The sequence below is a fragment of the Streptococcus oralis genome (assembly GCF_019929365.1).
Lineage (GTDB): Bacteria > Bacillota > Bacilli > Lactobacillales > Streptococcaceae > Streptococcus > Streptococcus oralis_BT.
In genome coordinates this window covers 18,839-41,834 of sequence record NZ_JAHZPH010000009.1, presented here as the reverse complement: position 1 = coordinate 41,834, position 22,996 = coordinate 18,839, and the positions used below count along the sequence as shown (strand labels likewise).

General features: G+C 41.7%; 23 protein-coding genes. 20 read left to right on the top strand and 3 right to left on the bottom strand.

What is annotated here, in order from left to right; genetic code table 11:
• Nucleotides 1-884 (bottom strand): hypothetical protein (locus K1I53_RS09345; RefSeq protein WP_317628100.1); only part of this gene is annotated, 884 nt, incomplete at its 3' end.
• A gap of 16 nt (nt 885-900) precedes the next feature.
• Between K1I53_RS09345 and K1I53_RS09340 the strand changes: the two genes are divergently transcribed.
• The 20 genes from K1I53_RS09340 (at nt 901) to K1I53_RS08795 (ending at nt 21,950) form a co-directional block, all read left to right on the top strand.
• On the top strand, nt 901-1,545 hold the full coding sequence (locus K1I53_RS09340) for an LPXTG cell wall anchor domain-containing protein (protein WP_317628099.1): 645 nt from the start codon (nt 901-903) through the stop codon (nt 1,543-1,545).
• A gap of 561 nt (nt 1,546-2,106) precedes the next feature.
• Nucleotides 2,107-4,065 (top strand): peptide ABC transporter substrate-binding protein, encoded by a 1,959-nt coding sequence (locus K1I53_RS08885; RefSeq protein WP_223329138.1) that lies wholly within the window; start codon nt 2,107-2,109, stop codon nt 4,063-4,065.
• Nucleotides 4,066-4,210: 145 nt separating this feature from the next.
• Nucleotides 4,211-5,305, top strand: a complete 1,095-nt coding sequence (locus K1I53_RS08880) for a cystathionine gamma-synthase (RefSeq protein ID WP_223329137.1) — start codon at nt 4,211-4,213, stop codon at nt 5,303-5,305.
• A gap of 7 nt (nt 5,306-5,312) precedes the next feature.
• The gene (locus K1I53_RS08875; protein WP_223329136.1) at nt 5,313-6,479 is read left to right on the top strand and encodes a MalY/PatB family protein; all 1,167 of its coding nucleotides are present in this window, start codon (nt 5,313-5,315) and stop codon (nt 6,477-6,479) included.
• A gap of 92 nt (nt 6,480-6,571) precedes the next feature.
• Nucleotides 6,572-9,667 (top strand): DEAD/DEAH box helicase, encoded by a 3,096-nt coding sequence (locus tag K1I53_RS08870; RefSeq protein ID WP_223329135.1) that lies wholly within the window; start codon nt 6,572-6,574, stop codon nt 9,665-9,667.
• A 47-nt stretch (nt 9,668-9,714) separates the two neighbouring features.
• The gene (locus K1I53_RS08865) at nt 9,715-10,326 is read left to right on the top strand and encodes a cystathionine gamma-synthase (protein ID WP_223329134.1); all 612 of its coding nucleotides are present in this window, start codon (nt 9,715-9,717) and stop codon (nt 10,324-10,326) included.
• An 11-nt stretch (nt 10,327-10,337) separates the two neighbouring features.
• The gene (gene murC, locus K1I53_RS08860) at nt 10,338-11,672 is read left to right on the top strand and encodes a UDP-N-acetylmuramate--L-alanine ligase (RefSeq protein WP_223329133.1); all 1,335 of its coding nucleotides are present in this window, start codon (nt 10,338-10,340) and stop codon (nt 11,670-11,672) included.
• Between the two features lie 9 nt (nt 11,673-11,681).
• On the top strand, nt 11,682-12,149 hold the full coding sequence (locus K1I53_RS08855; protein ID WP_223329132.1) for a GNAT family N-acetyltransferase: 468 nt from the start codon (nt 11,682-11,684) through the stop codon (nt 12,147-12,149).
• Nucleotides 12,146-12,634 carry a GNAT family N-acetyltransferase gene (locus tag K1I53_RS08850; RefSeq protein WP_223329131.1) on the top strand — a complete coding sequence of 163 codons (489 nt, stop codon included), beginning with the start codon at nt 12,146-12,148 and terminating at the stop codon, nt 12,632-12,634. Before K1I53_RS08855 ends, K1I53_RS08850 begins: the two co-directional genes overlap by 4 nt.
• A 62-nt stretch (nt 12,635-12,696) precedes the next feature.
• On the top strand, nt 12,697-14,403 hold the full coding sequence (gene mltG, locus K1I53_RS08845; RefSeq protein WP_223329130.1) for an endolytic transglycosylase MltG: 1,707 nt from the start codon (nt 12,697-12,699) through the stop codon (nt 14,401-14,403).
• A gap of 63 nt (nt 14,404-14,466) precedes the next feature.
• Entirely contained in the window at nt 14,467-14,949 is a 483-nt protein-coding gene (greA, locus tag K1I53_RS08840) for a transcription elongation factor GreA (RefSeq protein ID WP_038805600.1), read from the top strand.
• A gap of 76 nt (nt 14,950-15,025) precedes the next feature.
• Nucleotides 15,026-16,390, top strand: coding sequence for an amino acid permease (locus K1I53_RS08835; RefSeq protein WP_223329129.1), 1,365 nt, complete (start codon nt 15,026-15,028; stop codon nt 16,388-16,390).
• A 98-nt stretch (nt 16,391-16,488) separates the two neighbouring features.
• The gene (locus K1I53_RS08830; RefSeq protein ID WP_223329128.1) at nt 16,489-16,899 is read left to right on the top strand and encodes a GNAT family N-acetyltransferase; all 411 of its coding nucleotides are present in this window, start codon (nt 16,489-16,491) and stop codon (nt 16,897-16,899) included.
• A 59-nt stretch (nt 16,900-16,958) separates the two neighbouring features.
• Nucleotides 16,959-17,555 (top strand): HAD family hydrolase, encoded by a 597-nt coding sequence (locus K1I53_RS08825; protein WP_223329127.1) that lies wholly within the window; start codon nt 16,959-16,961, stop codon nt 17,553-17,555.
• Between the two features lie 146 nt (nt 17,556-17,701).
• On the top strand, nt 17,702-17,911 hold the full coding sequence (locus K1I53_RS08820) for a helix-turn-helix transcriptional regulator (RefSeq protein WP_001107502.1): 210 nt from the start codon (nt 17,702-17,704) through the stop codon (nt 17,909-17,911).
• Nucleotides 17,901-18,374 carry a DUF6773 family protein gene (locus K1I53_RS08815; RefSeq protein ID WP_223329126.1) on the top strand — a complete coding sequence of 158 codons (474 nt, stop codon included), beginning with the start codon at nt 17,901-17,903 and terminating at the stop codon, nt 18,372-18,374. Before K1I53_RS08820 ends, K1I53_RS08815 begins: the two co-directional genes overlap by 11 nt.
• A complete protein-coding gene (locus K1I53_RS08810; RefSeq protein ID WP_223329125.1) occupies nt 18,364-18,852 on the top strand; it encodes a DUF6773 family protein in 489 nt (162 codons plus the stop codon). Before K1I53_RS08815 ends, K1I53_RS08810 begins: the two co-directional genes overlap by 11 nt.
• Nucleotides 18,853-18,968: 116 nt before the next feature.
• Nucleotides 18,969-20,429: a nicotinate phosphoribosyltransferase gene (locus tag K1I53_RS08805; RefSeq protein ID WP_223329139.1), complete on the top strand. Its 1,461-nt coding sequence runs from the start codon at nt 18,969-18,971 to the stop codon at nt 20,427-20,429.
• Nucleotides 20,426-21,250, top strand: a complete 825-nt coding sequence (nadE, locus tag K1I53_RS08800) for an ammonia-dependent NAD(+) synthetase (RefSeq protein WP_223329124.1) — start codon at nt 20,426-20,428, stop codon at nt 21,248-21,250. Before K1I53_RS08805 ends, nadE begins: the two co-directional genes overlap by 4 nt.
• A gap of 154 nt (nt 21,251-21,404) precedes the next feature.
• Entirely contained in the window at nt 21,405-21,950 is a 546-nt protein-coding gene (locus K1I53_RS08795) for a GNAT family N-acetyltransferase (protein WP_223329123.1), read from the top strand.
• Nucleotides 21,951-22,057: 107 nt separating this feature from the next.
• Here the strand turns inward: K1I53_RS08795 and K1I53_RS08790 are convergent, their stop codons facing one another.
• Together K1I53_RS08790 and K1I53_RS08785 are read right to left on the bottom strand one after the other, a co-directional pair.
• The gene (locus K1I53_RS08790) at nt 22,058-22,465 is read right to left on the bottom strand and encodes an 8-oxo-dGTP diphosphatase (protein ID WP_223329121.1); all 408 of its coding nucleotides are present in this window, start codon (nt 22,463-22,465) and stop codon (nt 22,058-22,060) included.
• Nucleotides 22,466-22,474: 9 nt separating this feature from the next.
• The gene (locus tag K1I53_RS08785) at nt 22,475-22,996 is read right to left on the bottom strand and encodes a DUF1697 domain-containing protein (protein WP_223329119.1); all 522 of its coding nucleotides are present in this window, start codon (nt 22,994-22,996) and stop codon (nt 22,475-22,477) included.

Sequence of the window (22,996 nt, the reverse complement as noted above, 5' to 3'; positions counted from 1 at the left end):
AGCAACAGCGTATCAGCCTCAATCAGTGCTAGCCAATCAGCAAGCACAAGCTTGAGCAACAGCGTGTCTGCTTCAATCAGTGCGAGCCACTCAGCAAGCACAAGCTTGAGTAACAGCGTATCTGCTTCAATCAGTGCTAGCCACTCAGCAAGCACAAGCTTGAGCAACAGCGTATCAGCCTCAATCAGTGCTAGCCAATCAGCAAGCACAAGCTTGAGCAACAGCGTGTCTGCTTCAATTAGTGCGAGCCACTCAGCAAGCACAAGCTTGAGCAACAGCGTATCTGCTTCAATCAGTGCATCTGAATCAGCAAGCACAAGCTTGAGCAACAGCGTATCTGCTTCAATCAGTGCGAGCCACTCAGCAAGCACAAGCTTGAGCAACAGCGTATCTGCTTCAATCAGTGCGAGCCACTCAGCAAGCACAAGCTTGAGCAACAGCGTATCTGCTTCAATCAGTGCATCTGAATCAGCAAGCACAAGCTTGAGCAACAGCGTATCTGCTTCAATCAGTGCGAGCCACTCAGCAAGCACAAGCTTGAGCAACAGCGTGTCAGCTTCAATTAGTGCATCTGAATCAGCAAGCACAAGCTTGAGCAACAGCGTATCTGCATCAATCAGTGCATCTGAATCAGCAAGCACAAGCTTGAGTAACAGCGTATCTGCATCAATCAGTGCAAGCCAATCAGCAAGCACAAGCTTGAGCAACAGCGTGTCTGCATCAATCAGTGCATCTGAATCAGCAAGCACAAGCTTGAGTAACAGCGTGTCTGCATCAATCAGTGCTAGCCAATCAGCAAGCAACAACTCAAGTAGTACTTCAGCTTCAACAAGTACTTCAGTAAGCTTGAGTAACAGCGTAAGTACATCTACATCACTTAGCACTAGCGTTTCAAGCAGTTTGAGTACAAGTGCGTCACAACAATCTAACTCATTCAGCTATAGTAAGGGTGAACCAACAAGCGAATCTAAGCCAGAGTTTAACCTTCCTAGCTACCTTGAATCTGTAAGTGCAAGTGAGTCAGTTTCACTCAGCAAATCAGTAAGTGTGTCATTGAGCGATAGTACTTCAGCATCAATCAGCGCAAGTGAGTCAGTCTCAACAAGCGCAAGCTTGAGTGACAGCATTTCTGCCTCAATCAGTGCAAGCAACAACTCAGGTAGCGGTTCAGGTTCAACAAGCACAAGCAATAGTTCAGGCGATGCCTCAACTTCAGCAAGTACTTCAGCAAGCTTGAGCAACAGCGTAAGTGCTTCAATCAGCACAAGTGAATCAGTTTCAACAAGCACAAGCTTGAGCAACAGCGCAAGTACCTCAGCTAGCTTGTCTGACAGTGCTTCAATCTCAAGTGCATTGAACCACTCACAAGCTCCTGCACAACAACCTGCTGGACCAGGACGTTCAAACGGTAGAAAACTTCCAAATACAGGAACTGCAAGTAACCAATTTGCTGGTCTTGGATTAGGAGTAGCTGCCTTGGCAACTGCCTCTCTTCTTGGCAAGAAGAAGAAATCAGCAGCTTCTGAAATGGATTTAGAAGACTAAGTCCCAAAAATCGACTAAAATGAAATTGTTGATATCATTTTAGCGACGAAAACAAGAACCCCGGATGGCTCAAGGCTATCTGGGGTTTTTGCCTCTTTGTCAACTGTGGAGAGTGACATCTAATTAAGCATGAGAGAGAAGCAGATTGCTTCTCTCTCTTTTGTAACATTCAAAGTGACGAGAATCGTCATTCTAAAATTTTTGAAATTTTAAAAATCAAATACTATGCATCTTATATCTTTGCTGATTGTCTCCAACTTGATATTGGAATCAAAAGGGATGGACTTCCATTTCTAAACGCTCTAAAGAACTTAATGATGTCTTACTGGTTATTAATCACCTCCAAAGAGAATATCCGAATTACAAGACAGCTTTTAAAGCACTTAGGAATAAGGGGTAAAAATATTACACTACTCATTGCATATACCTAATGAAATAGATAAAAATCTAAAATTTGTAGAGAAAATAATATAATTTCGACCTTTTGTGACAGGAATTGCTTGACTAAATAAAACTAAAGCTGTATAATAAGACAAATATCTAAAACAGGAGGTTCTGGAAATGAAAAAGTCTAAGGCCAAGTATCTGACACTGGCAGGTGTCGTGTTAAGCGCAGGTATCCTATTGAGCGCATGTGGGAACTCAGCAAGTTCATCTAAAACATATAACTATGTCTATTCTAGTGATCCATCTAGTTTGAACTATCTAGCAGAGAACCGTGCAACAACCAATGATATCGTTACCAATCTGGTAGATGGTTTGATGGAAAATGACCAATATGGTAACTATGTTCCATCTTTGGCAGAGGATTGGACCGTTTCCAAGGACGGTTTGACTTATACCTACAAACTTCGTAAAGATGCCAAGTGGTATACATACGAAGGTGAAGAATACGCACCTGTAACTGCTCAAGACTTTGTGACAGGTTTGAAATATGCGGCAGATAAAAAATCTGAAGCCTTGTACTTGGTTCAAGACTCTGTAGCAGGTTTGGATGACTATATCAACGGTAAAACAACAGACTTTTCAACTGTCGGTGTGAAGGCGATTGATGACCAAACAGTTCAGTACACTTTGACACGTCCAGAATCTTATTGGAACTCTAAAACAACTTCAACCATTCTCTTCCCTGTCAATGCGGATTTCTTGAAATCAAAAGGGGATGATTTTGGTAAGGTAGACCCTTCTAGCATTTTGTACAATGGACCTTTCTTGATGAAATCATTTGTTTCAAAATCTGTTATCGAATACAAGAAAAATCCGAACTACTGGGATGCTAAAAATGTCTTTGTGGACGATGTGAAATTGACTTACTATGATGGTAGTGACCAAGATGCCCTAGCTCGTAACTTTGTAGAAGGAGTCTACAGCTACGCGCATCTCTATCCAAATAGCTCAAGCTTTGAAGGAATTAAAGAGAAGAACAAGGATAACATCATCTATAGTATGCAAACCGCAACTTCTTATTACTTGAACTTTAACTTGGACAGAAAATCTTATAACTTCACTTCTAAGTCCTCAGATATCGAAAAGAAATCAACACAAGAAGCAGTTCTGAATAAAAACTTCCGTCAAGCCTTCAACTATGCTTATAACCGTACAGCCTATGGAGCTCAATCTCAAGGGGAAGATGGAGCAACGAAGATTATTCGTAACCTAGTGGTACCTCCTACATTTGTAAGTATCAACGGAAAAGACTTTGGCGATGTTGTTTCAGAAAAGATGGTCAACTATGGTCAAGAATGGCAAGGAATCAACTTTGCAGACGCGCAAGATCCATACTACAATCCTGACAAGGCTAAAGCTAAATTTGCAGAAGCTAAGAAAGAATTGGAAGCTAAGGGTGTGCAATTCCCAATTCACTTGGATGTATCAGTTGACCAATCAGCTAAAAAAGGTGTACTTGAAGCAAGTTCTTTAAAACAATCCATCGAATCTGTTCTAGGAGCTGAGAATGTGGTTATTGATATCCAACAATTATCAACAGATGACTTCGATAATTCTAGCTACCTCGCTCAAACGGCAGCTCAAAAAGACTTTGATATCTATAATGGCGGTTGGAGTGCTGACTACTTGGATCCATCAAGCTATCTAGATATCCTAAATGTCAATAACGGCGGTATGTTGCAAAACCTTGGTCTAGAACCAGGTGAGGTCAATGACAAGGCTAAGGCAGTTGGTCTGGATACTTACACTCAAATGTTAGAAGAAGCTAACAAGGAGCAAGATCCAGCGAAACGTTATGAAAAATATGCAGAAATTCAAGCCTGGCTCGTTGATAGCGCCCTTGCAATTCCAAACGTTTCCCTTGGTGGAACACCTAGCTTGAGAAAGACAGTTCCATTCTCAGCACCATTCTCACAAGCAGGAAATAAGGGTGTGGAATCATACAAGTACCTCAAGTTACAAGATAAGACTGTAACGGCTGATGAGTATGAAAAAGCTAAAGAAAAATGGCTGAAAGAAAAAGAAGAATCAAATAAAAAAGCCCAAGAAGAACTGGCAAAACACGTTAAATAACCAGTCTATTCAACAGGAAAAACGATAGTTTCTCAAGGAACTATCGTTTTTGTATAGTTTGAAACTATAACTAGCTCTTGAAAAGAAGAAAATGAGTTGGCGAAAATAAGTGGTACAATAGTTACTATAGATTTGGAGGTATTGTATGAGCAAAGAACTACACATCAACACAATTTTGGCCCAGGCGGGTATCAAGTCAGATAAGACGACAGGTGCCTTGGTGACGCCGCTTCATTTTTCAACAACTTATCAGCATCCAGAGTTCGGTCAGTCTACGGGATTTGACTACACGCGCACTAAAAACCCAACTCGCAGTAAGGCGGAGGAAGTCTTGGCTGCAATCGAATCAGCAGACTATGCCCTAGCGACGAGCTCAGGTATGGCTGCGATTGTACTGGCCTTTAGTGTTTTTCCAGTAGGAAGTAAAGTCTTGGCTGTGCGAGATCTTTATGGGGGTTCTTTCCGATGGTTCAACCAAGTGGAGCAAGAAGGCCGTTTCCATTTTACCTATGCCAATACGGAAGCAGAGTTGATTGCTGAGCTGGAAAATGATGTGGATGTTCTCTACATCGAAACGCCAACCAATCCCTTGATGTTGGAATTTGATATTGCAAAACTAGCCAAACTAGCTCATGACAAGGGTGCTAAAGTAGTCGTAGACAATACCTTCTACAGTCCGATTTACCAACGACCAATCGAAGATGGTGCGGATATTGTCCTTCATTCGGCAACCAAGTACCTTGCAGGGCACAATGATGTTTTGGCTGGGGTGGTTGTGACTAATAGTTTAGAACTATATGAACAACTTTTCTATAATCTCAATACGACAGGTGCGGTCTTGTCACCATTTGATAGTTATCAGTTGATTCGTGGTCTCAAGACCTTGTCTCTTCGTATGGAGCGTTCTACAGCCAATTCCCAAGAAGTGGTTGCCTTTTTGAAGGATTCACCTGCTGTTAAGGAAGTGCTCTATACAGGACGTGGAGGCATGATTTCTTTTAAAGTAGTGGATGAAAAACGTATTCCTCATATTTTAAACAGCTTGAAGGTATTCTCTTTTGCTGAGAGTTTGGGTGGGGTGGAGAGTCTGATTACCTATCCGACGACTCAAACCCATGCGGATATTCCAGCAGAAGTGCGCCATTCCTACGGTTTGACAGATGATCTCTTGCGTTTGTCAATTGGGATTGAGGATGCTAGAGATTTGATTGCGGACTTGCGTCAAGCTTTGGAAGGATAAGATAGATATGGGAAAATATGATTTTACAAGCCTGCCCAATCGTTTTGGGCACCATACCTATAAATGGAAAGAAGCGGAAGCTGATCGAGAAGTTCTACCAGCTTGGATAGCGGATATGGACTTTGTGGTTTTGCCTGAAGTTCAACAAGCTGTACAAGCCTACGCAGATCAGTTGGTCTATGGCTATACCTATGCTAGCGATGCTTTGATAAAGTCGGTTCAGGACTGGGAAGCCAGTCAACATGGGTATCACTTTGACAAGGATGCCCTCGTCTTTATCGAGGGAGTGGTACCAGCTATTTCAACAGCCATTCAAGCCTTTACAAAAGAAGGAGAGGCTGTTCTGATTAATACACCGGTCTATCCACCTTTTGCCCGCAGTGTCAAACTGAACAATCGCAGATTGATTACCAATTCTTTGGTGGAAAAGGATGGGCTGTTTGAGATTGACTTTGACCAGTTGGAGAAGGAATTGGTGGAAGAGGATGTGAAGCTTTATATCCTTTGCAATCCCCACAATCCTGGTGGACGTGTTTGGGAAAAGGAAGTGTTAGAAAAGATTGGCCATCTCTGTCAAAAGCATGGTGTTTTGTTAGTTTCAGATGAGATTCACCAAGATTTGGCCCTCTTTGGTCACAAACACCAGTCATTCAACACCATTGATCCCTCCTTTAAAGACTTTGCCCTTATCTTGAGCAGTGCTACTAAGACCTTTAATATTGCTGGGACCAAGAATTCCTATGCAGTTATTGAAAATCCAAAGCTTCGTGTGGCTTTCCAAAAACGCCAGTTGGCCAATAACCAACATGAAATCTCAGGCTTGGGGTATTTGGCGACAGAAGCTGCCTACCGTTATGGTAAGGACTGGTTAGGAGAGTTAAAAGAAGTCATCGAGGACCACATTAACTATGTAGTGGATATTTTGGGCAACGAAACCAAGATTAAGGTCATGAAACCACAAGGAACTTACTTGATCTGGCTTGATTTTTCAGCCTATGACCTAACGGATGACCGCTTGCAAGAGCTTTTGAAGAATGAAGCCAAGGTTATCTTGAACCGAGGTTTGGACTTTGGGGAGGAAGGAACCCTTCATGCTCGCCTCAATGTAGCTATGCCGAAGTCAGTACTGGAAGAGGTTTGCCAACGCATCGTGACCACTTTTGCTACCCTTTAAAAATCGAGCCTTCTAGGAGAAAAGTCTTCCTAGAAGGCTATTTTCGTAGGGGAAAATGTGGTATAATGAAAAGATAAGATAAAGGGGTAACTATGGCTAAATTGATTCCGGGAAAGTTGCGCATGGAGGGGGTTACACTCTATGAAACAGGCAACATTGAGATTATCAAGGAAAAAGGGAATCGCCTCTATACTCGTGTGGCGGGAGAAGACTTGCGCTACAGTTTAGAGGATGATCTGGTTTTTTGTGCTTGCGATTTTTTCCAAAAAAGAGGTTACTGTGTTCACCTCGCAGCGCTCGAGCATTATCTGAAGAATGATGAAGAAGGCCAGGTGATTCTACAAGCCTTAGAAAAAGGACATGAAGAGCAAGAAGAGGTCGAAACCAAGGTTAGTTTTGGTGGTAGTTTTTTGGAGCGTATCCAACCTCAGAAGAGAGAGAAAATCTACACTTTATCGGCTCTAGGCCAGGTGGAAGCTGGAACCAATCGCCTCCTTTGGACACTCCGAATCGGTTTAGTTGATAGTCAAAAATATTATGTCATCCGTGACATCCCACTCTTTTTGAAGGTCCTAGTCCATCGAAAGCCATATATGATTGGGAAACACTATGAAAATGACTTGTCTTGGGATGCTTTTGATATAGCTAGTCAAGAAGTTCTTACTTTTTTATGTGGCTTGATTGAGGAGGGACTGAGTCAAGACCTCTTTTTCCCCAATCAAGGTCGTCACCTCTTTTTCCCTCTGACCTTTTTTGAGCAGGGGGTAGAGTTGCTGATGAACTTGGAGGATTTTCATTTTGAGCACCAGATTACTAGTTATGAAAATCTTCTATTTCACGATTTAGATCCCGATGCGAAACTTTTCGCTTTTTCTGTGCAGGAGTATCCCGATTATTTTGAGATGGAAATTTCTGAGACTGAGCGAGTTAACGTATTCTATGGAGGGGCAGTTCTCTTTCGTAAGGGGAATCTTTATCTCTTAAACCCTAAACAAATCAGCTTACTAAAGGAAATCAAGGAGCTTCCTCAGGAGGAAAGAGGGGGGAAATGCCTCCAGTTTGACAACAGTGATCGTGACCGTCTAGCCGCCTGTTTGTCTTTGTTTGGACTGCTAGGAACAGTGTCTGCCCCCGAGCGCTTGCAAATCAGACCCTTTTCACCAACCTTTTACTTTGATAGGGAGGATGACGGCCGCATCCGCTTGGATATCCAGTTTGACTATGGAGATGTTAAGGTGACTAGTCGTCAACAGTTGGAACAATTACCTTTCGCTAGCGATGTTGCCGTTGAAAGTCAGCTATTTCAAGTTTGTTTAGGGGCTGGTTTTGAGGCTGACTTTCAGTCTTGGAGACAGGCTTTGAAGCCAGAAACAATTTATTCTTTCTTTCACCATACGATTCCAGCTTTTGAGAAATTGGGTCAGGTCTTCTTATCTGATGAGATGAATCAGCTCTACAGCGTCCAAGCTCCTCAGGTTCAGATTGAGTCCAAGGGAGGATTGTTGGAAATCCAATTTGATTTCCAAGGGATTGCCCAAGAAGAGATTGATCAAGCACTTAAAGCCCTGACCAGTAATCAGGATTTCTATATCAGTTCTTCTGATCAAGTGTACTTTTTTGATGAGGAAACCAAGCAGATTCGTCAAAATTTGCAGGAACTGGGGGTTGAGCTAAAAGATGGTTCTTTCCAAGCGCGAAAATCTCTGGCTTATAGCCTTTCTCAGCTTTTTGAAGGTCGAAACAGGATCTCTTTCTCGGAAGAATTTCAGCATTTAGCTCATGATTTGACCCATCCAGAGGACTTTCCTTTGGGAGATATACGGGTGCAGGCGAGTTTGAGAGACTACCAGGAAAAGGGTGTCCGTTGGCTCCAGATGCTTCATCACTATGGTTTTGGTGGCATCCTAGCCGATGATATGGGACTGGGAAAAACACTGCAAACCATCACTTTTTTGACCAGTCAGGTGACAGAAGATAGTCGGGTCTTGATTTTAGCGCCGTCAGGTTTGATCTACAACTGGGCAGATGAATTTAGAAAATTTGCCCCACAGTTGGATTTGGCTGTCGTTCATGGTTTGAAAGCGAATCGAGAAGCGATTCTTTCTGAAAATCACCAAATCTATGTGACTAGCTATGCCACCTTTCGTCAAGACAGCGAGCTTTATCAAGAGATGGCTTTTGATTTTCTCTTCTTAGATGAAGCTCAGGTCATGAAAAATGCCCAAACCAAGATTGCTCAGAGTTTGCGCCAGTTTGTGGTGCCAGCAGTTTTTGCTTTGTCAGGTACGCCCATCGAAAACCATTTAGGAGAGTTGTGGTCTATCTTTCAAATTGTGCTTCCGGGGCTCTTACCAAGTAAAAAGGAGTTTATGAAATTACCGGCTGACCGAGTCGCGCAGTTTATCAAACCCTTCGTCATGAGGCGTAAGAAAGAAGAAGTTCTTACAGAACTGCCTGACCTGATTGAAGTCGTCTATAAAAATGAACTGGAAGACCAGCAGAAGGCCATCTATCTAGCCCAGTTGCAACAGATGCGAGACCGCCTAGAGCAAGTGACCGATCAAGAATTCCAGAGAAGTCGGGTAGAAATCTTATCTGGACTCATGCGTTTGCGTCAAATCTGCGATACGCCGGCTCTCTTCATGGACGATTACCAAGGAGCTAGTGGTAAATTGGATAGTCTCCGAGATTTATTGCTACAAGTGGCTGATGGTGGGCATCGTGTCTTGATTTTCTCCCAGTTCAAAGGAATGTTGGAAAAAATCGAGCAAGAACTCCCAGACTTGGGCTTGACCTCCTTCAAAATCACAGGTTCAACTCCTGCTCATGACAGACAGGAGATGACCAAGGCCTTTAACCAAGGGGAGAGAGATGCCTTTCTTATCTCCCTTAAGGCGGGTGGTGTCGGTCTCAATCTGACAGGAGCTGACACGGTTATTTTGGTTGATCTCTGGTGGAATCCGGCTGTCGAAGCCCAGGCCATCGGACGCGCTCACCGAATGGGGCAGGAGCAGATGGTCGAGGTTTATCGTTTGATTACCAAGGGGACTATTGAAGAAAAAATTCAAGAACTTCAAGAGCAGAAAAAACATTTGGTTTCCCAAGTTTTAGATGGTACGGAGTCGCGTGCGAGTCTCAGTTTGGCAGAAATTCGTGAAATTTTGGGAATTTCTGAAGCCAGCACTTGAAAAATCAAGACAATACGCTATAATGAAGTGTTGAAAGGAAATACAAAATGAAACAAGATCGATTTCCATTGGTGTCAGATGATGAGATCATGCTGACCGAAATGCCAGTCATGGACTTGTACGATGAGTCAGACTTTATTAGCAATATCAAAGGTGATTACCGCGATAAGAACTATTTGGAATGGTCTCCTATCAATGAGGAAGAGACTGTAGTTTCTCCAGTGGTTAACAAGGAGTCAAAGCCAAGCCCAGAACCTAAAAAAGTTGAAAAAACGTATGCTGAATTGGCTCGAGAAGAGGCGCGTGCGGATTTGAAGAAGAAACGTTCAGCCAAGTATTTGACTCAGGATGTTAGTCATACCAGACGACACAATGGTTCAACACTTGTTCGTCAAGGAAACCAACCAACAGCACCATTTCAAAAGGAAAATCCAGGTGAGTTTGCCAAATTTAGTAAAAACTTGAGCCAGTCTCACTATATCTTAGCTGAGGAGATTGGCCAAGTGGCGAATCCAACTCCGAAAACCCAAACGGAAAAAGCTAAAAAGAACAACTATGATTTTCTAAAGAAGAGTCAAATCTATAATAAAAAGAATAAGCAAACAGAACAGGAACGTCAGGTTGCCCAAGAGTTGAATCTGACAAGAATTACTGAGTAGGGGAGAAAAGCATGTCAAAAACATATCATTTTATTGGAATCAAGGGATCAGGGATGAGTGCCCTAGCCTTGATGTTGCACCAAATGGGACACAAGGTTCAAGGTTCAGACGTTGAAAAATATTACTTTACTCAACGTGGACTAGAGCAGGCAGGGATTGCCATTCTTCCTTTTGATGAAAAGAACCTACAAGGTGATGTGGAGATTATCGCGGGGAATGCCTTCCGTCCAGATAACAACGTTGAAATCGCCTATGCAGATCAAAATGGTATCAGCTACAAACGTTACCATGAATTCTTAGGTAGCTTTATGCGCGAATTTGTCAGCATGGGAGTGGCAGGAGCTCATGGAAAAACTTCAACGACAGGTATGCTGTCACATGTCTTGTCTCACATCACAGACACCAGCTTCTTGATTGGTGACGGGACAGGTCGTGGTTCAGCCAATGCCAAATATTTTGTCTTTGAATCTGACGAATATGAGCGCCATTTCATGCCTTACCACCCAGAATATTCTATCATCACCAACATTGACTTTGACCATCCAGACTACTTTACAAGTCTAGAGGATGTTTTCAATGCCTTTAACGACTATGCCAAACAAATTACCAAAGGTTTGTTTGTATACGGTGAGGATGCTGAGTTGCGTAAGATCACAGCCAATGCGCCAATCTATTACTATGGGTTTGAAGCTGAGGGCAATGACTTTGTAGCTAGTGATCTCCTTCGTTCAACAACTGGTTCGACCTTTACAGTTCACTTCCGTGGTCAAGAATTGGGACAATTCCACATTCCAACCTTTGGTCGTCACAATATCATGAATGCGACAGCTGTTATTGGTCTTCTTTACACAGCTGGATTTGATTTGAACTTGGTCCGTGAACACTTGAGAACATTTGCAGGTGTTAAGCGTCGTTTCACTGAAAAAATTGTCAATGATACAGTGATCATTGATGACTTCGCTCACCATCCAACAGAAATCATTGCAACCTTGGATGCGGCTCGTCAAAAATACCCAAGCAAGGAAATTGTAGCAATCTTCCAACCGCATACCTTTACTAGAACCATCGCCTTGTTGGACGAATTTGCCCATGCTTTGAATCAAGCAGACGCCGTCTACCTAGCGCAAATCTATGGATCAGCTCGTGAGGTGGACCATGGCGATGTCAAAGTAGAAGACTTAGCCAATAAAATCAACAAGAAACACCAGGTTATCACTGTTGAAAATGTTTCTCCACTCCTAGACCATGACAATGCTGTTTATGTCTTTATGGGTGCTGGAGACATCCAAACCTATGAATATTCATTTGAACGTCTCTTGTCTAACTTGACAAGCAATGTCCAATAAGGAAAACAGATGGAAATTCCAATCACAATAAGGCAAGCTACCTTATCAGATTTAGAAGAAATGTTGGCGATTGAAGAAGCCAATCCTTCGATAGAAGAGGCACTTAGCCGCCAATCCTTAGAAGAGAGTATCCGCAAGACTGCGGGTACCTTTCTTGTAGCTGGGGATGAAAATCAGCTCCTAGGCTATGTTTTGGGAGAAGCTCAGTATCTTCATCCCAAATGGATAGAAATAAAATCATTGACCATTCATCCTGACCATTGGGGACAGGGGCTGGGAACTCTTCTTCTTGCAGCCTTGAAACAGGTGACAGTCGAACTAGATTATCAAGGTATTCTTTTGCAGAGTCCTGATGAACTACTATCATATTTTGAAATGAATGGCTTTGTTGAGGAAGAAGTGACAGAGAGCCAATATGACAGTGGTTCTTGTTGGTATCTGACTTGGGCTAATCCTTTTTATCAGGAGGAAATATGAAAATCAGACAAGCAAGATTTTCGGATTTAGATCGTATTTTAGAGATAGAGCTTGAGAATTTCTCCCTTGAGGAAGCCATTCCTCGTTCCGTCTTTGAGGCGCATTTGCGGGAAATTCAGACCAGTTTTCTCGTAGCTGAAAAGGAGGGACGTATTCTTGGTTATATCGAAGGTCCAGTCGTCCCACACCGTCATCTACATGATCAGTCCTTTACTGAAGAAGTAGAAGACCATAGTCATCGGTCTGGTGGCTATATCTCAGTAACGAGCCTGTCGGTAGCCAAGGAAGCGCAAGCTTTGGGAGTGGGCAAAAAATTGCTGACTGCCCTAAAAGAAGTCGCTTTAGAACATGAACGAGAAGGAATTAACCTGACGTGTCATGATTATCTTATCGCCTATTACGAAAAACATGGATTTGTTAATGAAGGACTATCCCGATCTACCTATGCAGGTGAGACTTGGTATAACATGGTTTGGAAGCCTTGAAAACAAGAAATATAGTTGGAGAAAGGTATATTTTGTTGCTTTTCTGCGACTTTTAAGATATAATGTTATGGATTGCCAACAAGGAGGTAAAGCTTTTGAGCGAGAAACCAAGAGAAGAAGAAACATTAAGCTTTAAAGAACAGATTTTACGCGATTTAGAGAGAGTCAGAGAGAGAGAAAGAAGAGGAAAAGAGGATGAAAGTCCAACTACCCCACCAACTCCATCTTCTCAAGTAACTCCACCCGCTCCTTCTGAACAAGAATCCAATCTTGCCACAGAAGATTTAATGGCAGATTCTCTGTCAACTGTGGATGAAATCCTAAAAAATGCCCCAAGTGTGCCACCACGCCCAAGTTTTGAATCAAGCGAAGTGACAGCACCAGCACCAGAACCAGAAGAGTCAAAACTAGAAGAGCCTGCACCAGCCAAGATTGATGCTGTAGAGCCTAAAAAGGAAGAGAAAGAGTTTAATACTACTCCAACTAAAGTGGCTGTTTCCTATAAAACAGATGACAAAAAAGAAGAACCAGTCCCTCCTGTTGTGGAGAATGTAGTGCCTGCTCCAGTTGAGCAAGTTGATGATTTAGCGGATGCTCCACGACGCAGTCGTCGTGAAGGAACAAAGCCAGCTAAGAAAAAGAAGAAATCAAAAGCTAAAGGTTGCTTGCTTACTTTCCTAGTTCTTCTAGTGCTTGGAGGCATTGGTGGCTTCTTTGGTTATGGTTATGTTCAAGAATCTTTGAAACCAGTTGATGCGAGCTCTAAGGACTACGTAACGGTTCAAATTCCAGAAGGTTCAAATATTCAAGAAATTGGGAGCACCTTGGAAAAATCTGGTTTGGTTAAACATGGACTTATCTTTAGCTTTTATGCTAAATATAAGGGCGCAGACTTAAAATCAGGTTATTACAACTTGAAGAAGAGCATGAGTACAGATGAATTGATCCAAGAATTGCAGAAAGGTGGAACTCCTGAACCACAAGAACCAGCTCTTGCAAGCTTGACAATTCCAGAAGGCTATACTTTGGAGCAAATTGCTCAAACGGTAGGTCAACTTCAAGGTGACTTTAAAGAGCCGCTTACAGCGGATGCCTTCTTAGCAAAAGCTCAAGATGAAACCTTCATCTCTCAAGTAGTAGCCAAGTATCCAAACTTGCTTGGAAGTCTACCAACAAAAGATAGCGGGGTTCGTTATCGCCTAGAAGGTTACCTTTTCCCAGCAACTTATACCATCAAAGAAAGCACTACAGTTGAAAGTTTGATTGATGAGATGTTAGCTGCTATGGATAAGGCCTTGTCACCATATTACGCTACGATCAAAGAAAAGAACCTGACAGTCAATGAATTGCTCAGTATCGCTTCTCTTGTTGAAAAAGAAGGTGCCAAGACAGAAGATCGCAAGAAGATTGCTGGTGTCTTCTATAACCGCTTAAATCTCGGTATGCCGCTTCAAAGTAATATCGCTATCCTGTATGCCCAAGGCAAGCTTGGTCAAAAGATTAGTCTAGCAGATGACGCTGGAATTGATACAACGATTGATTCACCATACAATGTTTACACACACCTTGGCCTCATGCCTGGCCCGGTTGATAGTCCAAGTCTGGATGCCATCGAAGCAAGTGTAAATCAGACAAAGAGTGACTACTTATACTTTGTAGCCAATGTCGAAGATGGTAAAGTGTACTTCGCAACGACCAAAGAAGAACATGATCAAAACGTTGCAGAACACATCAATAGCAAACTAACCCAATCAAGTAGTTCAAACTAAAATTATGTGGTTTTCCACATAATTTTGTTTTAAAAACAAATTAAGAAAAGAAAGTTGAGAAAAATGGCAGAAAAAACTTACCCAATGACCCTTGAAGAAAAGGAAAAACTAGAAAAAGAATTAGAGGAGTTGAAACTCGTTCGTCGTCCTGAAGTGGTAGAACGTATCAAAATTGCTCGTTCATATGGAGACCTTTCAGAAAACAGCGAGTACGAAGCAGCTAAGGATGAGCAAGCTTTTGTTGAAGGACAAATTTCAAGTCTAGAAACAAAAATTCGCTATGCTGAAATCGTTAATAGTGATGCAGTTGCCCAAGATGAGGTAGCTATCGGTAAGACTGTAACAATCCAAGAAGTCGGTGAAGATGACGAAGAAGTCTATATCATCGTCGGTTCTGCAGGTGCAGATGCTTTTGCTGGTAAGGTTTCAAATGAGAGCCCGATTGGACAAGCCTTGATCGGTAAAAAGACTGGTGATACAGCGACCATCGAGACACCAGTTGGTAGCTATGATGTCAAAATCTTAAAGGTTGAAAAAACAGCCTAAATAGAATGAAAAAGGAGTAGTAGAGGTTTTGACTTGCTCAACTCCTTTTTGGTTTTTTGAATAAATAGGAGACTATATGAGTGAAAATAAGAAGAAAAATAAGATGGAACGTGGTCTAACCAATCGTCATGTTCAGGTGATGGCTATTGCGGGAACAATCGGAACAGGTCTTTTCCTAGGTGCCGGTCGCTCCATCAGCCTTACTGGACCTTCTATCATCCTGATTTACATGATTACAGGAGCCTTTATGTTTTTGATGATGAGGGCTGTTGGAGAGATGCTGTATCAGGATCCAGAACAACATACTTTTATCAACTTTATCACCCGTCATTTGGGGAAAGGCTGGGGTTATTTCTCAGTTTGGTCTTATTGGTTATCTGTCGTCTTTATCGGTATGGCAGAAATCACTGCGATCTCGCATTATGTTCAGTTTTGGTTTCCTAGCTGGCCTAGTTGGCTGATTCAGATTGTCTTTTTAACGATTTTGGCCTTGGTCAATCTGATTGCGGTTAAGCTCTTTGGAGAAGTCGAGTTTTGGTTTGCTATGGTTAAGATTGTGGCTATTTTAGCTATGATTGCAACGGGATCCTTTATGGTTTTGACAGGATTTGAGACACCGCATGGTACTGCAAGTTTGGCAAATATCAGCGATCAGTTCTCTCTTTTTCCAAACGGTGTTATGAACTTTGTCATGGCCTTTCAAATGGTATTTTTTGCCTATCTGATGATTGAGTTTATCGGAGTGACAACTTCTGAAACAAAGAATCCTCGTCAGGTTTTGCCAAAAGCAGTTAAAGAAATTCCTCTCCGAATTGTCTTCTTCTATGGTGGAGCCCTATTAGCCATTATGTCTATCATTCCCTGGAAAGAACTTGCTTCTTCAGATTCACCATTTGTAACGGTTTTTGAGCTAGCAGGTATCAAGTGGGCGGCAGCTCTGATTAACTTCGTTGTTTTGACGTCGGCAGCATCTGCTCTTAACTCAACTCTATACTCGACAGGGAGACACTTGTACCAGATTGCTCATGACTCGCCCAATCGATTCTTAAAAGCAATCAAGGCAGATACTCTTTCTCGCCATAATGTTCCACAAAATGCCATCATTGCTTCAGCAATTTTAATTGCTCTAGCGGCCTTTATCAATGTTTTGCCAGGTGTTTCCGATGCTTTTGCTTTGATTACGGCGTCCTCATCAGGTGTTTACATCGCGATTTATATCTTGATCATGGTGGCTCATCTCAAATACCGCAAGTCACAAGACTTTATGGCAGATGGCTACCTCATGCCTCAGTATCGCTTGCTCAATCCCCTAACCATTCTCTTTTTTGTCTTTGTTTTTGTGACTCTCTTTTTACAAGAATCTACCTTCATGGGGGCAGTTGGTTCTGCTATCTGGATCCTTGTTTTTGGGATTTATAGCCAGTGGAAATTTAGAAAATAAATCATGAACTCATCAACTCAGCTTGGTGAGTTTTTTTAGTTTGACAGTCTATTGAAATAGGATTATAATCAAGCTGTAACAGTTCTAAGGAGGTTTGGATGCACGTTAGATTGGAAAATAAGGAATCTCATAAAGCGCAAGAAATAGGGGATTTGATTCGTGCTTATAATCGTTCCAAAAGAGAAGAGGCTACAAGTGAGCCACTGAATTTTTATGTCGAAGATGAAAAGGGCAATCTCTTGGCGGGCTTGGTAGCAGAGACTTTCGGAAATTGGTTGGAAATCGAGTATTTGTTTGTGAAAGAGGAATTGCGAGGACAAGGAATTGGTTCAAAACTATTGCAACAGGCAGAAAGTGAAGCTAAGAATCGAAACTGTCGTTTTGCATTTGTCAATACTTACCAGTTTCAAGCGCCAGATTTTTATAAAAGGCATGGCTACAAGGAAGTCTTTATCTTGCAAGACTATCCCTACACAGGGCAAAGATATTATTACCAAAAGAATTTGTAAGCTGAATATGAAAGTATAAAGTAATGAGGGATTTTTCACATCACTATGGAGGTGGGCTAATGGACATAATGCTAGATATGGGCAACGTCTTATTAGAATGGAACAAGGATAAGATTTTGCAAGGCGTTTCGGAGCTGAAGAAAGATTATCTGATTTTAGATAAGACCATTTTTCAGTCGGGGCTTTGGGAAAAATTAGATCTTGGTACCATGACGAGACAAGAATTAGTGCTTAAAGTTGTGTCCATGATTGGAAGTACCTATCAAAAGAAGGTCGAAGAAGTTATCTGGAATTGGCCTAGCTACATTGATATCTATACGGAAGTCTTTCCTGTCTTGTTAGAACTAAAGAAAAAGGGGCATCGCATCTTTGTCTTGTCCAATACCTCAAAGGTATTTTATGATTTGCTGAAAGAGCAACTGTCTCCCTTAAAAGAACTTTTAGATGGCTTTGTCCTATCCTGTGATATAAAAGCTATAAAGCCTGATTTGGCAATGTTTAAGGAGATTCTTGACAAATACCAGTTAGATCCCGCAAATTGTGTCTTTCTAGACGATATTGAGGACAATACAAAGGCAGCTGAGAAATTGGGCATCAAGGTCCATCAGGTCAAGAAAAGAAGTGATGTCGTTGATATTTTGAAATCCTATATTTAAAGGTAACACTCTCTATTTTTTGTGGTAGAGAGTTTTTTGTTAATAAAATCTTACAAAATGACATTTATATATTGCATTAAGTTAGATATATGGTATAATGTTTTTAAAAGAAGCGCAACTTTTTAAAAATGTGAAGGAGGACGCTAGTGGCTAAAAATTTAAAATTAAAATTAGCTCGGGTGGAGCGTGATTTAACACAAGGGGATTTGGCAGAAGCTGTAGGTGTTACTAGGCAGACTATAGGCTTGATAGAAGCGGGAAAATACAATCCTAGTCTCTCGCTCTGTCAGTCCATTTGCAGATGCTTAGGCAAAACTTTAGACCAACTATTTTGGGAGGAAGAAGATGAAAAATAGAAAAAAACTTGTGATCAAAGATGAACGTACGGAAAAATTGGATGGAAAGATTTCAGGAGAAATTCTCTTGGGAATGTGCCTATTTTTGGCACTGGAAATTTTTGCCAAAGTTTATATTTTTAATTTAACGCTTTTGTCCTATTTACCAGAATTGCTTTTATTGATTGGAGTCGGTTTGTATGCCATTATTCGCCGCATGTATGTAGGGATTGATATTCGGGATATTATTGAGAATACTGGAAAAGAAAGAGTTTTATCTGCTTTGGGATTTTCTATAGTGGTTTTATTGATTGATATCGTAGGAAATCGCGAGGAACTAGTCAGTCTATCGACTTGGAAGTACTCCCTAAAAGTGGTTCTAGCAGTTATCATCTATCTCGTTGGGAGTTATTCTATGGATCGAGTTATCCTATACTTGAATCGCAGAAATCAGCAAGTTTGGGAGGAAGAAGATGAAAAATAGATTATTTTATTATCAATTATTGGACGAAAGAGAAGAGCAACTGATCAACAAAGCTGGGACAGAGTCTTTTCATGTGTTTATCGGTCTCATTCTGCTAAGTTACTTGGTGGCTGTATTAGCACCTGCTCTTTTTAATCCTAATATTCTTCTAGTTACCCTTTTGTTAGGAATTTTCTTCTTTTTCAATCGTGCACGAAAACTTGGAGTGACCTACTACAGTCGTTTTCATTTTACGATTGTAGGGTGTTTGCTGGTAACTCTCGCTATTACGACTCTCTTGATGTTGGAGAATTATCAATTCAATATCGAAATTTATCAGCACAATCCTCTGAACCTTAAATATTTATCTACTTGGGTCCTTACTTATCTGATTTACCTTCCTTGGATTTTTATCGGCAATCTTGGCCTTAAAAGTTATGGCGAATGGGCTCAAAAAAAGTTTGAGCAAGATATGGATGAACTGGAGAACGGAGAATAGCTTGTTATCTTTTTATCAATCTCGGTAAAATGTGTTATAATAGTACTAATTTATCGGATGGTGTGAAAGTTGTAGAATACGTTCATACCTTTGTAAAGAAGGAAGAAGGAAAACAGATGTATCCAGATGATAGTTTGACATTGCACACGGACTTGTACCAGATCAATATGATGCAAGTTTACTTTGACCAAGGGATTCACAATAAAAAGGCGGTCTTTGAAGTTTATTTCCGCCAGCAACCTTTTCAGAACGGCTATGCAGTTTTTGCTGGTTTGGAAAGAATTGTACATTATCTTAAAGACTTGCGCTTTTCTGATAGCGATATTGCTTACTTGGAGTCGCTTGGCTATCATGGGGCGTTCTTAGATTACCTCCGCAATTTCAAGTTGGAGTTGACGGTTCGTTCCGCTCAGGAAGGGGATTTGGTTTTTGCCAATGAACCGATTGTACAGGTGGAAGGTCCTCTAGCCCAATGTCAATTGGTTGAAACGGCTCTCTTAAACATCGTTAACTTTCAAACCTTGATAGCGACTAAGGCAGCACGTATTCGTTCGGTCATTGAGGATGAACCTTTGATGGAGTTCGGGACACGTCGTGCGCAAGAAATGGATGCAGCTATCTGGGGAACACGTGCAGCCGTGATTGGTGGAGCCAACGGAACTAGCAATGTGCGAGCAGGGAAACTCTTTGGAATTCCCGTCCTAGGAACCCACGCCCATGCCTTGGTACAGGTCTATGGGAACGACTATGAAGCCTTCAAGTCTTATGCTTCAACCCATCGTGACTGTGTCTTTCTAGTAGATACTTATGACACTTTGCGTATCGGTGTGCCGGCTGCTATTCAGGTGGCGCGTGAGCTGGGGGACCAGATTAACTTTATGGGTGTACGGATTGACTCTGGGGATATTGCCTACATTTCCAAGAAAGTCCGTCAGCAACTGGACGAGGCTGGCTTTACAGAGGCTAAGATCTATGCTTCTAATGACCTTGATGAAAATACTATTCTCAACCTCAAGATGCAAAAGGCCAAGATTGATGTCTGGGGTGTGGGAACCAAGCTGATTACAGCCTATGATCAGCCAGCTCTTGGGGCAGTTTATAAGATTGTGGCTATTGAAGATGAAAATGGTCAGATGCGCAATACTATCAAACTGTCTAATAATGCGGAAAAAGTATCTACACCAGGTAAGAAGCAGGTATGGCGCATTACCAGCCGTGAAAAAGGCAAGTCAGAAGGTGACTACATTACTTATGATGGTGTGGATGTGAGTGGCATGACAGAAATCAAGATGTTCCATCCAACTTATACCTACATCAAAAAGACCGTTCGTAATTTTGATGCCGTTCCTCTCTTGGTGGATATTTTCAAAGCAGGAACATTAGTTTATAGCTTGCCTAGTTTGACTGAGATTCAGGCCTATGCACGTAAGGAATTTGACAAGCTTTGGGATGAGTATAAACGGGTACTCAATCCGCAACATTATCCAGTGGACTTGGCGCGTGATATTTGGCAAGACAAGATGGACTTGATTGATAAGATGCGCAAAGAAGCCCTTGGTGAAGGAGAAGAAGAATGAGTTTGCAAGAGACCATTATCCAGCAACTGGGTGTCAAGCCAGTGATTGACGCTCAGGAAGAAATCCGTCGTTCAATTGACTTCTTAAAAAAATACCTAAAAAAACATCCCTTCCTTAAAACCTTTGTACTAGGGATTTCTGGAGGACAAGACTCAACCTTGGCAGGGCGCTTGGCGCAATTAGCGATGGAAGAAATGCGAGCAGAGACAGGAGATGACAGCTACCAATTTATCGCTGTTCGCCTGCCATATGGAGTGCAGGCTGATGAAGCAGACGCTCAAAAAGCCCTCGCTTTCATCCAGCCAGATGTCAGCTTGGTTGTGAATATCAAGGAATCAGCTGACGCTATGACAGTAGCAGTTGAAGCGACAGGAAGCTCTGTTTCAGACTTTAATAAGGGCAATATTAAAGCGCGTAGCCGTATGATTGCCCAATATGCCCTTGCGGGTGCCCATAGCGGAGCGGTCATTGGAACAGACCATGCTGCGGAAAATATCACAGGCTTTTTTACCAAGTTTGGTGACGGTGGTGCAGATATTCTCCCTCTTTACCGCCTCAATAAACGCCAAGGGAAACAACTCTTGAAGGAACTTGGTGCAGACCCAGCACTTTATGAAAAAATCCCAACAGCAGATCTAGAAGAAGACAAACCTGGACTTGCTGACGAAGTCGCACTTGGAGTCACTTACAATGAAATTGATGATTACCTCGAAGGCAAAACAATCAGCCCAGAAGCTCAAGCGACTATTGAAAACTGGTGGCATAAAGGCCAACATAAACGCCACCTACCAATCACCGTATTCGATGACTTTTGGGAGTAAAAACCTCCAGTGGAGGTTTTCAGCCCGAGTCTAGAAATAAGAAAACGAGGAGGCCCAGTGGATATTTTTAGCTTGAGCATTGAGATTCGAAAGCAAAAACAAGTTTCAATGGAGATTTGACAGAGAACCATATATCAGAAAGTGAGGCAGTGTCATGAAAACAATCGGTACGCAAATGTTACAGACAGAACGTTTGATTTTGAGAAGATTTGTGGAGAGTGATGCGGAAGCTATGTTTCAAAATTGGGCTTCGTCTGTTGAGAATCTGACCTATGTCACCTGGGATCCTCATCCTGATGTTGAGGTGACTCGGAACTCGATTCGAAATTGGGTTGCCTCCTATACCAATCCCAACTATTACAAATGGGCCATTTGTCTAAAGGAAAACCCAGAGCAAGTGATTGGAGATATCAGCATCGTTGCAATGGATAAGAATGATTCTTGTTGTGAAATTGGCTATATTTTAGGAAAAAACTATTGGGGCAGTGGTATGATGACGGAGGCCATGACAGCTGTGTTAGACTTTTGTTTTACTCAAGCAGGCTTTCAAAAAGTCAGAGCTCGTTACGCCAGTCTCAACCCAGCTTCAGGCCGTGTGATGGAAAAAGCGGGAATGTCTTATCTAAAAACCATTACCAATGGTGTGGAGAGAAAAGACTACGTTGCGGACCTTATTTATTATCAGATTAAAAAGAACTAAGAAATGACCTGAGCTTCAAAAGTTAGAGTTTGAAGCTCAGGTCATTTTTTTCTGCTCTTTTATTTTAACTCATAAAGCCAGTCGTCACCGTCTTTGTAGTAAAAGAATTAACTTAAATCGTCTTCTAAAAAAACACGCAGCATGTCTGACATATCCTCAGTTGCAAGTTTCAGATGAGACAGATTTTCAAATTCTTCCCACCAAACAGGACCTTCATCTGAAGATTGGAGTTCACCAGTAAAGTGTTCTGTCTTGTAAAAAAGGACGATATAGCGGTAATCCTCGTCATCGTACCAGTCTTTGATACCACAAAGTTGAGGTTTGGATATGGTTAGTCCAGTTTCTTCTTTGACTTCTCTGATAACTGCATCGGTAAAAGATTCCCCACGATCAACATGACCACCAGGAAAAGTGATGCCGGGCCAGTCGGGACTAACTCGATCTTGGACCAGAATCTTGTCACCGTTTTTAATCATGCACATGTTGACAAATTCGACTGTTTCGCGTCTGTTCATCTTGTTCTCCTATTTTGTTAGTAACTTTTCTACTACATTTAGCTTTCTCATGGTCAGATCCACGCCAAACAGCTTTTCAAGATAGTTGGTATTGAGCTTTTTTCGTTTTGCAGTTCTAGGGAGATAGAGGTAGAGACAGTGATCGCCTACACAAATTTCTTCCTCACCGTAGTCAGCTTTCAATTTTTCTAATGGCAGACTTTGGATAAATCCCTGATAAAGAATCACATGTACACGATCATGAAGATAGTCTTCTCTAAATGGGTTCTCTTGAACAATCTTTTCAAAATCGTCCTTATTCTTGATAACCATTTTTAAGTCAGCTCCAATTTTTTCCTTTATCAGAGTATGAACGCGTTCTCGTATTTCTTCCAAATCCAAGTCACTTTCCAGAATGATATTCCCACTTTGAATATAGGTTCGAACGTATTGAAACCTAGCTTCTGTTAAAATATCTATCAAATAAGACATTTTCGGGATAGCATTTTTTCCATTAGGAGTAACGCCTCTTAGTAAAATAATATGTTCCAA

Excerpts from the sequence above, each read along its gene's own strand:
- K1I53_RS08850 (WP_223329131.1), top strand. The coding sequence starts at position 12,146 with ATGAAAATCAGACAAGCAAGATTTTCGGATTTAGATCGTATTTTAGAG.
- K1I53_RS08855 (WP_223329132.1), top strand. The coding sequence starts at position 11,682 with ATGGAAATTCCAATCACAATAAGGCAAGCTACCTTATCAGATTTAGAA.
- K1I53_RS08795 (WP_223329123.1), top strand. The coding sequence starts at position 21,405 with ATGAAAACAATCGGTACGCAAATGTTACAGACAGAACGTTTGATTTTG.
- K1I53_RS08880 (WP_223329137.1), top strand. The coding sequence starts at position 4,211 with ATGAGCAAAGAACTACACATCAACACAATTTTGGCCCAGGCGGGTATC.
- K1I53_RS08810 (WP_223329125.1), top strand. The coding sequence starts at position 18,364 with ATGAAAAATAGATTATTTTATTATCAATTATTGGACGAAAGAGAAGAG.
- K1I53_RS08885 (WP_223329138.1), top strand. The coding sequence starts at position 2,107 with ATGAAAAAGTCTAAGGCCAAGTATCTGACACTGGCAGGTGTCGTGTTA.
- mltG (WP_223329130.1), top strand. The coding sequence starts at position 12,697 with ATGTTATGGATTGCCAACAAGGAGGTAAAGCTTTTGAGCGAGAAACCA.
- K1I53_RS08815 (WP_223329126.1), top strand. The coding sequence starts at position 17,901 with ATGAAAAATAGAAAAAAACTTGTGATCAAAGATGAACGTACGGAAAAA.
- K1I53_RS08870 (WP_223329135.1), top strand. The coding sequence starts at position 6,572 with ATGGCTAAATTGATTCCGGGAAAGTTGCGCATGGAGGGGGTTACACTC.
- K1I53_RS08865 (WP_223329134.1), top strand. The coding sequence starts at position 9,715 with ATGAAACAAGATCGATTTCCATTGGTGTCAGATGATGAGATCATGCTG.
- K1I53_RS08805 (WP_223329139.1), top strand. The coding sequence starts at position 18,969 with ATGTATCCAGATGATAGTTTGACATTGCACACGGACTTGTACCAGATC.
- nadE (WP_223329124.1), top strand. The coding sequence starts at position 20,426 with ATGAGTTTGCAAGAGACCATTATCCAGCAACTGGGTGTCAAGCCAGTG.
- K1I53_RS08825 (WP_223329127.1), top strand. The coding sequence starts at position 16,959 with ATGGACATAATGCTAGATATGGGCAACGTCTTATTAGAATGGAACAAG.
- murC (WP_223329133.1), top strand. The coding sequence starts at position 10,338 with ATGTCAAAAACATATCATTTTATTGGAATCAAGGGATCAGGGATGAGT.
- K1I53_RS08790 (WP_223329121.1), bottom strand. The coding sequence starts at position 22,465 with ATGAACAGACGCGAAACAGTCGAATTTGTCAACATGTGCATGATTAAA.
- K1I53_RS08830 (WP_223329128.1), top strand. The coding sequence starts at position 16,489 with ATGCACGTTAGATTGGAAAATAAGGAATCTCATAAAGCGCAAGAAATA.
- K1I53_RS08875 (WP_223329136.1), top strand. The coding sequence starts at position 5,313 with ATGGGAAAATATGATTTTACAAGCCTGCCCAATCGTTTTGGGCACCAT.
- greA (WP_038805600.1), top strand. The coding sequence starts at position 14,467 with ATGGCAGAAAAAACTTACCCAATGACCCTTGAAGAAAAGGAAAAACTA.
- K1I53_RS08835 (WP_223329129.1), top strand. The coding sequence starts at position 15,026 with ATGAGTGAAAATAAGAAGAAAAATAAGATGGAACGTGGTCTAACCAAT.